The following is a 9148-nucleotide window of genomic DNA, read 5'->3' on the forward strand; positions in this document are numbered from 1 at the left end:
GGTGATCCTCGCCAAGCGGCCGCGCAGACGGACCCCGCGCGATTCCCTTCCGCCCGGCCGCCTTCACACCCCCGCCGCTCCCAGCAGCGCCCCGGCCGCGTACGTGACCCCCATGGCCAGCGCGCCGCCGCCCATGGTGCGCAGCACCGCACGGCCCGCCGCGGCCGAGCCCAGACGGGCGCTGCTCCAGCCGGTGCCGGCCAGCGCGATCAGGACCGACGCGACGGTGACCGGGAGTCGCCGGTCGACCGGCGGGAGCACCATGGCGAGGAGGGGCAGCAGGGCGCCGGCGGTGAAGGCGAGGAAACTCGCCCAGGCCGCGTGCCAGGGGTTGGTGAGGTCGTCCGGGTCGATGCCGAGCTCCACCCGCGCGTGGGCCTTGAGCGCGTCCCGTTCCGTGAGCTGCACGGCGGCCTCCCTGGCCACCTGCCGGGACAGGCCCCGCTCCCGCAACAGCTCGGTCAGCTCGTCCAGTTCGGCCTCCGGCTGTTCGCGCAGCTCCCGGCGCTCCAGCGCGAGGGCGGCCCGCTCGGAGTCCCGTTGCGTCGACACGGAGACGTACTCCCCCGCCGCCATGGACATCGAGCCGGCGAGCAGACCGGCGAGGCCGGCCGTCAGCAGCGCGGAACGGTCGTCCGTGGCGCCGGCCACGCCGACGACGAGTCCCGCGGTGGAGACGATGCCGTCGTTGGCGCCGAGCACGGCGGCGCGCAGCCAGTTCAGCCGGGATCCGAGCGAGCCCTGGTGGGCCTCGGCATGGGTTGGTTCCGTCACAGGACGGAGGATGACACCCCGCAGGACCGGGAACCGGCACCCACGCCCGCTTCCGTCCCGTCGCCGCCCCGCCGTCCGAGCGCAGAGGCCGCAACCGGCCCGAGCGGCAACACAGTTGCCCTGCCGCCGGCCGAGAGGCGCGGCACCCGCGCGTGTGCGCGAGGCGAACTCCCGTACGGCCCGGAAGTCTTCTTCCGGCCGCTCTCCGGGGCAGGTGCGGCGAGCTGTCAGTGGCGGCCCGTATCCTCAGTGACCATGCTCGAAGACCACACGACGACAGCGTCGTCCCCCACGGAGTGGCCGACCGCGTATCCCCAGGGATACGCGGTCGTTGACGTGGAGACCACCGGCCTGGCCCGGGACGACCGGATCATCTCCGCCGCCGTCTACCGGCTGGACGCGCGCGGCGAGGTCGAGGACCACTGGTACACGCTGGTCAATCCGGAGCGCGACCCGGGCCCGGTGTGGATACATGGTCTGACGAGCCACGTGCTCGAAGGCGCGCCCCTCTTCCAGGACGTGGCCGAGGAGTTCGCCGCGCGGCTCGACGGGCGGGTGCTCGTCGCGCACAACGCGGTCTTCGACTGGCAGATGATCGCGCGGGAGTACGCGCGCGCCCAGCGGGAGGCGCCGGTGCGCCAACGGCTGTGCACCATCGCGCTGTCCAAGGAACTGGGCCTGCCGCTGCCCAACCACAAGCTGGAGTCGCTGGCGGCCCACTTCGGCGTCGTGCAGCAGCGGGCGCACCACGCGCTGGACGACGCGCGCGTGCTCGCGGAGGCGTTCCGGCCGAGCCTGCGGGCCGCGGCGGCGGGCGGCGTCCGCCTGCCGCTGCTGGAGTGCCGACCGCTGACGGAGTGGGCCGACCGGTCCGCGCCCCTGATCGGCCGGCAGGCGAGCGGTCCGGGCGACGGCTTCGGCGGTCACGGGGCCTACCGTCCCGGCAGTTGGCGGCCGTCGCGCAAAAGGCCTGCATGCCCGCATCCCAACCCAGGACGGTACGAGGACGGCAAAAGGCTCAAGCAGGGCATGCGGGTCGCCTTCTCGGGTGACACGTCGGTCGAGCGCGAGCTGCTGGAGGACCGGGCGGCCGAGGCCGGGCTGCATGTGGCGACGAGCCTGTCCCGGCTGACCAGCCTGCTGGTCACCAACGACCCCGACTCGGGCACGTCGAAGGTGGTGAAGGCGCGGCAGTTCGGGACGCCCGTCGTCGACGAGGCCGCCTTCGGACAGCTGCTGCGCGACGTGGAGCCGGCCGACGAGTGAGCCGTGCGTACGGGTGATTGCCACGCGACTCGCCCGTCGCCCGCTCGCCCGCGCGGGGGCGACGGCTCACCCTGTGGCGCATGGCGAGATGCGAAGTTTGCGGCAATGACTACGGAATGACCTTCGAGGTGCACGCGCAGGGCGCGATCCACGTCTTCGACTGCTTCTCCTGTGCGATCCACCGCATGGCCCCGATCTGCGAGCACTGCCGGGTGCAGATCATCGGCCAGGGCGTCGAGGTGGAGGGGCACTGGTACTGCGGCGCGCACTGCGCCCGCGCGGAGGGCAGGGTGGGCATCGTCGACAAGGTGTGAGCCGCTCCCGAGGCGGGTGAGCCGCCCCGCAGCCGTCCGGAACACCACCCCGACGGGTTGCTTGCGGCACCCGGCCGAGTACACCCCACGACCGAGTTGTACGGTCGTGGGGTGTACCGCTTCCTGTTGTCCCGGCAGTGGGTGATCCTCACGCTGGTCTCCCTCCTCCTCATCCCCACGATGATCAGGCTGGGCTTCTGGCAGATGCATCGCCACGACGAGCGCAGCGCCCGCAACCAGCTGGTCTCCGACGCGCTGGGCGCCGACGCGGTGCCCGTGGAGAAGCTGACCACCCCGGGGCACGATGTCACCCGCAGCGAGCGGTACCGCAGCGTGACCGCCACCGGCGCCTTCGACACCGGGCACGAGGTCGTCGTCAGGCGGCGGGTCAACGCCGACGAGACCGTCGGCTTCCACGTCCTCACCCCGCTCCTGCTGACGGACGGCAAGGTGCTGCTGGTCAACCGGGGCTGGATCCCCGCGAACGCCGCCAGCCAGACCGACTTCCCCCGGATCCCGGCGCCGCCCGCCGGCCGGGTCACCGTCACCGGGCGGCTGATGCCCGATGAGACGACCGCGGCCAGCGGCATCAAGAACCTCAAGGGGCTGCCGGACCGGCAGGTCATGCTGATCAACAGCGAGCAGGAGGCGCGCCGCCTGGGCGCTCCGGTGCTCGGCGGCTACATCGTGCAGACGGCCCCCGAGCCCAAGGGCGACACTCCGGAACTGCTCGGCCCGCCCGGCAGCGAGGACTCGGCGCTGAACTTCGCGTACGCCATCCAGTGGTGGCTGTTCTCCGCGGGCGTCCCCTTCGGCTGGCTGACCCTGGCCCGGCGCGAGGCCCGCGACCGTGCCGCGGCCGCCGCGAAGGCCGCCGAGCGCCCCGAGCCCGCGGCGGTGTAGGACGAACTCGGGACGCCCGGACTCGGGACGCCCGGACTCGGGGCACGTGGGCTCGGGGTGCTGGGGCTCGGGGTGCGCGGCCGCGCGCCGGGGCCGCGGCGCGCCCGCCGGGCGGGCGCGCCGTCACCCGCCCGGCCGCGCCGGCTGATTGCCGTACCGGTCCGCCGGGAACCGGGAACCCCGTGCACCCCCGCATCGAGGACTACGCCCTGATCGGCGACGAACAGACCGCGGCCCTGGTCGGCACGGACGGTTCCGTCGACTGGCTCTGCCTGCCCCGCTTCGACTCCGGGGCCTGCTTCGCCCGGCTCCTCGGCGACGAGGAGAACGGCCACTGGCGCATCGCGCCCAAGGGAGCGCCGGGCCCCTGCACCCGGCGCGCGTACCGGGCGGACACGCTCGTCCTGGACACCGAGTGGGACACCCCCGAGGGCGCGGTCCGGGTCACCGACCTGATGCCCCAGCGCGATCAGGCCCCGGACGTGGTGCGCATCGTCGAGGGGCTGCGCGGCCGGGTGACCGTCCGCAGCGTCCTGCGGCTGCGCTTCGACTACGGCTGGGTCATCCCCTGGATGCGCCGGGTCGACGGGCACCGGGTGGCGATCGCCGGCCCCGACGCGGTCTGGTTCCGCAGCGAGCCGGAGGTGCGCACCTGGGGCGAGGACTTCGGCACGTACGCCGAGTTCACCCTCGCCGAGGGCGAATCGGTCGCCTTCGTGCTGACCTGGCATCCCTCGCACGAGTCCCGACCGCCGCTCACCGACCCGTGGGAGGCGTTGCGGGTCAGTGTGGACGACTGGCGGGAGTGGGCCGCGCGCTGCCGCTACGACGGGCCCCACCGGGACGCCGTGGTGCGCTCCCTGATCACCCTCAAGGCCCTCACCTACACGCCGACCGGCGGCATCGCCGCCGCGCTCACCACCTCGCTGCCCGAGGAGCTGGGCGGGGTCCGCAACTGGGACTACCGCTACTGCTGGCTGCGCGACTCCACTCTCACCCTGGGCGCGCTCCTGGCGGCCGGCTACGAGGACGAGGCCGAGGCGTGGCGCAACTGGCTGCTGCGCGCCGTCGCGGGCGATCCCGCCGACCTGCAGATCATGTACGGCCTGGCGGGCGAGCGCCGGCTGCCCGAGTGCGAGCTGCCCTGGCTGTCGGGCTACGAAGGCTCCCAGCCCGTGCGCATCGGCAACGGCGCCGTGGACCAGTTGCAGCTGGACGTCTACGGCGAGGTCATGGACTCGCTGTCGCTGGCCCGGACCGCGGGGATGACCCCCAAGCCGCACATGTGGTCGTTGCAGTGCGCGCTGATGAACTGGCTGAGCGAGAACTGGCGGCAGCCGGACGAGGGGCTGTGGGAGGTGCGCGGCGGCCGACGCCAGTTCGTGCACTCCAAGGTGATGGTGTGGGTGGCCGCCGACCGGGCCGTGCGCGCGCTGGAGGAGTACCCGGGGCTCAGGGGCGACCTGGAGGGCTGGCGGGCGCTGCGCGACGAGGTGCACCGCGAGGTGTGCGAGAGGGGCTACGACCCGCGGCGCAACACGTTCACCCAGTACTACGGCTCGGCCGACCTGGACGCCTCGCTGCTGCTCATCCCGCGCGTGGGCTTCCTGCCGCCGGACGACCCACGAGTCGTCGGGACCGTCGACGCGATCCGCGACGAGCTGGGACACAGCGGCCTGGTGCGTCGCTACAGCACCGACGGCGCCCCGGTGGACGGACTGCCGGGCGACGAGAGCGCGTTCCTGGCCTGTTCGTTCTGGATGGCGGACGCGCTGCACATGATCGGCCGCAGCGAGGAGGCGCGGACGCTGTTCGAGCGGCTGGTCGGACTCGCCAACGACGTGGGGCTGCTGGCCGAGGAGTACGACCCGGTGGCCGGCCGGCACCTGGGCAACTTCCCGCAGGCCTTCAGCCACATCGGCCTGGTGAACACCGCCCTCGCCCTGTTCGGCGGCGAGGAGGCAGGATAGGGGCCATGGATCTTGGACTGAAGGACCGGGTGTACGTCGTCACCGGGGCCACGCGCGGCCTCGGCAACGCCGCCGCGCGCGAGCTCGTCGCGGACGGTGCGAAGGTCGTCCTGACCGGGCGGGACGACCGGCGGGTCGCCGACGCGGCGGCCGCGCTGGGACCGAACGCCGTCGGCGTCGCCGTGGACAACGCCGAGCCCGACGCGGCGGCCCGGCTGATCGCCGCGGCGCGGGACGCCTTCGGCGGGTTCGACGGGGTGCTGGTGAGCGTGGGCGGCCCGCCGCCGGGGTTCGTCGCGGACAACACCGACGAGCAGTGGCAGGCCGCGTTCGAGTCGGTGTTCCTCGGCGCCGTCAGGCTGGCGCGGGCCGCGGCGGCCGAGCTGGAGGCGGGCGGCGTCGTCGGGTTCGTGCTGTCGGGGTCGGTGCACGAGCCGATTCCGGGCCTGACCATCTCCAACGGCCTGCGGCCCGGGCTCGCCGGGTTCGCCAAGTCGCTCGCCGACGAGCTGGGCCCCCGCGGGATCCGGGTCGTGGGGCTGCTGCCCGCGCGCATCGACACCGACCGGGTGCGGGAGCTGGACGCGCTGTCGGCGGATCCCGAGGCGACCCGGACGGCCAACGAGTCGCGGATCCCGCTGCGCCGCTACGGCGCGCCGGAGGAGTTCGGCCGGGCGGCGGCGTTCCTGCTGTCGCCGGCGGCCTCCTATCTGACGGGGATCATGCTGCCGGTCGACGGCGGGATGCGGCACGGGTTCTGACGCCCTCCCAGGCAGCCGCCCCGAGAACACCGGCACGGTCCACCCACGGGACGGCTCAGCTCACCCGTCGCGCCTTGTGCTGCTCAGCTCACCCGTCGGGCCTTGTGCTGGACGCCCTTCAGGCGCACCGTCGCCGGCAGTGCCCGCAGGGCCGCCGAGTCCCTCGCGTGGGCCAGGGCCTCCGCCGTGAGGCGGTTCAGCGTCGTCGCCGGGTCCACGTGCGGCTCCAGGGACAGCCGGACGTGCGCCTCGGGAGCGTCCCTGCGGCCCGTCAGGTGGACGTGGGCGTGCGCGACGCCGTCCAGCCGGCCGGCCTCCCCCGCGAGCACGCCCTGCAGCGCCCTGCCCCGCAGCAGCGCTCCCGCGCCGTCGCCCGTGTCGACGAGGACCTCGCCGAGCCGGCGGCGGCGCAGGACCGCGGTCAGCCACCACAGGGTCAGCAGCACGACGAGGGCCAGGCCGGCGAGGACCGTCGGCCACCACCAGGCCTCGTCGCGCCAGCGGGTGCGTTCGGCGGCCGTGAGGAGGGCGTCATGGCGGTCGTCGTGGATCCACCACGAGGGCGGGGAGACGCCCAGCCCGACGGCCAGCACCGCCCCGCCGACGGCGAGCAGCGTCAGCCCGACGACTCCCGCGAGCACGCGGTTGACGGTCCCGAGCATCGCCTTCACCCCTTCTTCCCGGGCCGGCGCACATGGACCGACAGCGCGGGCGGCCGGGCCAGGCCCAGGCCGCGGATCGCGTCCGTCAGGACGGTGTCCAGGTCGGCGCGGACGTCGTCCAGGTCGCGGAAGTGGCAGGCGGCACGGACGTCCGCCCTGCGGCGACGCACGCGCACCCGCGCCGACTGCACTCCGGCGATCTCCATGGCCCGGTCGCGCAGCACCAGGGCGGCGGCGTCCCGGTGCAGGCCGGCGCGCACGTCGGGGTGGGGGCGGCTCATCGGCAGGACGTCGCGCAGGCCCGGGGTGACGGCCAGGACGATCAGCCAGAGACCGAGGGCGGCCGCGACCCCGGCCCCGACCAGCACCCAGACGTCGTCCAGCGGGCGCTCGGCGAGCTGACGGGCGAGCGCACGCCGCCAGGCCATGGCGGGCCGGTGGGCGCGCACGGCGGCGACGTCGTAGAGGAAGGCGGCCGCGAGGATCAGCAGCAGCACCGCGACGACGGCGGCCGGAAGGCGGCGCGCCGACCAGAAGCGGCGGCCGGCGGGTGTGGCGGCCTCCTCGGGGACCTCCTCCCGCGCGGGCTTGTCCAGCACGGGCGCCGCGCCACCGGACCGGTCTCCAAGCTCGCTCATCGTGTCCTCCCCTGTGCCGCGCCGGGGGCTGCGGCCAGGTGCAGTCGTTCCACCTGGACGGCGACCTCCGGAACCTCCATTCCCACCAACGCGCCTACCCGCTCGGCGACATGACGACGCACCTCGTGACAGCGGGACCCGATGTCGGTCGGGTAGCCGAGTTCCAGATGGATCCGGACGTGCGCCGCGTCCACCGGGATCCCGCCGCGCGACGGGGGCCGCGCCTGCGGGCGCACGACGACGGTGGCGTGCGGACGTCCGGCGTCCGGCGGCAGCGGGCCGACCGCCTCCCGCGCGGCCTGGGCGGCGATCTTCGCCACGACCCGGTCGGCGATGCGCGTCGCGCCGCGCCGGCCCGCGGGGACGGGGACGGCGCCGGGGGGCCGGCCGGCGCCGTCGCTCCCCTCGTTCACGGTGGTCACCGGCGGCGGTCGTCGCGGGTGCGGAAGAAGTCGCCGAGTTCCAGGTCCCCTTCCAGGAACCGGCCGACGACGAATCCGATGGCGCCCAGTGCCGCCACCAGCAGGAAGGCCCCGAACCCGCCGAAGTATCCGGCGAAGCCCAGCGCCATGCCGGCGATCATGCCGACCACGGCCATGCTCAAGGTGCTCTCCCCTCGGTGGTCCGGTCACCCGGGCCGCTGTGTGCCGTCGGGCGGTTCACTGGATCCGGGGCTGCTCCGGCTCCTCTTCCTCGTCGTCGGGCAGTTTGACGTCGCTCACCGCGATGTTGACCTCGACGACCTGCAGGCCCGTCATCCGCTCCACAGCCGCGATCACGTTCTCCCGCACGGCCTGCGCGACGTCGGCGATGGCCACGCCGTAGTCGACGACGATCTCCAGGTCGAGCGCGGTCTGCACCTCGCCCACCTCGGCCTTCACTCCCCGGGTGACGGACTTGGAGCCGCCGGGCACCCGGTCGCGCACGGCGCCGAAGGTACGGCTGAACCCGCTGCCCATCGTGTGCACGCCCAGGACGTCCCGGGCCGCGAGGCCCGCGATCTTCTCCACGACCCCGTCGGCGATGGTGGTCCGCCCGCGGGTCGCGGGGTCGCCGCCGCCGCGCCGGGCCGTCTTACGGGTCTGCAGCGGATCCGTGCCGCCTTCGGGGGTCTGCGTCCGGTTCTGCTCGACTGCCTCGGTCATCGCCGCACGTCCTTATGTCCGTCCGTTTCCTTTTCTTCCCCTTCGACCACGGTAAGCGCGTTTGCCCGACCTCGCTCCGGGGATGCGGCACGCTGGAGCAATGACGGCGGACGGATGGACGAGCGCGGTACGGCATCAGCTGGGCCTGGGCAGACTGCTCCCGCTGGGCGGCCCGCGCGACGGTGCGTGGATCACGGAGGCGGCGGCCGGGGCGGTGCTGCGGCGGGCGGCGCGGGAGGTGCGGGGCGTGCGGCTGGGCTCGCTTCGGCTCGGCCCTTCGGGGCCACAGGACGCGGGCGAGCCGGCGGTGCCGGCCCCGCCGAGCGCGCTCGCCCCGGGGCCGTTGCGGGTGACGGCGGAGTGCGCGGCGGCGGCGTCCGAGCCGCTGCCCACGGCGGCGGCCCGGCTGCGGGCGGCCTTGGCGGCGGCGGCCGAGCAGCGGCTCGGGCTGGTGGTGTCGGAGGTCGACCTGCGGGTGACGACGCTGCTCGACGAGGAGCCGATGGTGTGGCCCGAGCCGTCCGCCGATCCGCTGCCGGCCGGGGCGGCCCTGGACGGCGACGAGGCGTCGGCGGCCGCGGCGGCGCTGGCCGTCGCGGGGGTGACGGGGACCAGCGGCGTGCTCGGGCGGGCGGTGCGGATCGAGGAGCGGCAGGAGGCGACGGCCGCGCTGCCGCGGCCGCACGCGCGCGTGGAGATCACGGTGGGCGCGGAC

The 9148-nt window shown here is 74.6% G+C and carries 12 protein-coding genes; 6 read left to right on the top strand and 6 right to left on the bottom strand.

What is annotated here, in order from left to right:
* Positions 1-63: 63 nt before the first annotated feature.
* Positions 64-774 (bottom strand): VIT family protein, encoded by a 711-nt coding sequence (locus ACFVYK_RS33020; protein WP_389780368.1) that lies wholly within the window; start codon positions 772-774, stop codon positions 64-66.
* Between the two features lie 255 nt (positions 775-1029).
* Between ACFVYK_RS33020 and ACFVYK_RS33025 the strand changes: the two genes are divergently transcribed.
* The 5 genes from ACFVYK_RS33025 (at position 1030) to ACFVYK_RS33045 (ending at position 5988) form a co-directional block, all read left to right on the top strand.
* Entirely contained in the window at positions 1030-2040 is a 1011-nt protein-coding gene (locus ACFVYK_RS33025; RefSeq protein WP_389780370.1) for a DEDDh family exonuclease, read from the top strand.
* A gap of 80 nt (positions 2041-2120) precedes the next feature.
* Positions 2121-2354, top strand: coding sequence for a hypothetical protein (locus ACFVYK_RS33030; RefSeq protein ID WP_319170027.1), 234 nt, complete (start codon positions 2121-2123; stop codon positions 2352-2354).
* 111 nt (positions 2355-2465) lie between these two features.
* The gene (locus ACFVYK_RS33035) at positions 2466-3257 is read left to right on the top strand and encodes an SURF1 family protein (protein WP_389780371.1); all 792 of its coding nucleotides are present in this window, start codon (positions 2466-2468) and stop codon (positions 3255-3257) included.
* Positions 3258-3439: 182 nt separating this feature from the next.
* On the top strand, positions 3440-5227 hold the full coding sequence (locus ACFVYK_RS33040) for a glycoside hydrolase family 15 protein (protein WP_389780373.1): 1788 nt from the start codon (positions 3440-3442) through the stop codon (positions 5225-5227).
* Between the two features lie 5 nt (positions 5228-5232).
* On the top strand, positions 5233-5988 hold the full coding sequence (locus ACFVYK_RS33045; protein WP_389780375.1) for an SDR family oxidoreductase: 756 nt from the start codon (positions 5233-5235) through the stop codon (positions 5986-5988).
* Between the two features lie 83 nt (positions 5989-6071).
* Here ACFVYK_RS33045 and amaP read toward each other — a convergent pair whose 3' ends face one another.
* From amaP to ACFVYK_RS33070, 5 genes are read right to left on the bottom strand one after another with little or no spacing between them, the layout of a single operon-like run.
* Complete coding sequence (gene amaP, locus ACFVYK_RS33050) at positions 6072-6650, bottom strand: alkaline shock response membrane anchor protein AmaP (RefSeq protein ID WP_389780376.1); 579 nt, start codon at positions 6648-6650, stop codon at positions 6072-6074.
* 5 nt (positions 6651-6655) lie between these two features.
* Positions 6656-7288: a DUF6286 domain-containing protein gene (locus ACFVYK_RS33055; RefSeq protein ID WP_389780377.1), complete on the bottom strand. Its 633-nt coding sequence runs from the start codon at positions 7286-7288 to the stop codon at positions 6656-6658.
* On the bottom strand, positions 7285-7710 hold the full coding sequence (locus ACFVYK_RS33060; protein ID WP_389780379.1) for an Asp23/Gls24 family envelope stress response protein: 426 nt from the start codon (positions 7708-7710) through the stop codon (positions 7285-7287). Before ACFVYK_RS33060 ends, ACFVYK_RS33055 begins: the two co-directional genes overlap by 4 nt.
* Entirely contained in the window at positions 7707-7892 is a 186-nt protein-coding gene (locus ACFVYK_RS33065) for a hypothetical protein (RefSeq protein ID WP_351764570.1), read from the bottom strand. Before ACFVYK_RS33065 ends, ACFVYK_RS33060 begins: the two co-directional genes overlap by 4 nt.
* A 55-nt stretch (positions 7893-7947) precedes the next feature.
* Positions 7948-8433, bottom strand: a complete 486-nt coding sequence (locus tag ACFVYK_RS33070) for an Asp23/Gls24 family envelope stress response protein (RefSeq protein ID WP_389780381.1) — start codon at positions 8431-8433, stop codon at positions 7948-7950.
* 100 nt (positions 8434-8533) lie between these two features.
* Here ACFVYK_RS33070 and ACFVYK_RS33075 point away from each other — a divergent pair.
* Positions 8534-9148, top strand: a 615-nt coding sequence (locus ACFVYK_RS33075) for a nucleopolyhedrovirus P10 family protein (protein ID WP_389780383.1), incomplete at its 3' end; no start/stop codon positions are given.

It is taken from the genome of Streptomyces sp. NPDC058291, from assembly GCF_042880855.1.
GTDB lineage: Bacteria > Actinomycetota > Actinomycetes > Streptomycetales > Streptomycetaceae > Streptomyces.

Coding starts and splice junctions, on each gene's coding strand:
- ACFVYK_RS33025 (WP_389780370.1), top strand. CDS start 1,030: ATGCTCGAAGACCACACGACGACAGCGTCGTCCCCCACGGAGTGGCCG.
- ACFVYK_RS33070 (WP_389780381.1), bottom strand. CDS start 8,433: ATGACCGAGGCAGTCGAGCAGAACCGGACGCAGACCCCCGAAGGCGGC.
- ACFVYK_RS33055 (WP_389780377.1), bottom strand. CDS start 7,288: ATGAGCGAGCTTGGAGACCGGTCCGGTGGCGCGGCGCCCGTGCTGGAC.
- ACFVYK_RS33030 (WP_319170027.1), top strand. CDS start 2,121: ATGGCGAGATGCGAAGTTTGCGGCAATGACTACGGAATGACCTTCGAG.
- amaP (WP_389780376.1), bottom strand. CDS start 6,650: ATGCTCGGGACCGTCAACCGCGTGCTCGCGGGAGTCGTCGGGCTGACG.
- ACFVYK_RS33045 (WP_389780375.1), top strand. CDS start 5,233: ATGGATCTTGGACTGAAGGACCGGGTGTACGTCGTCACCGGGGCCACG.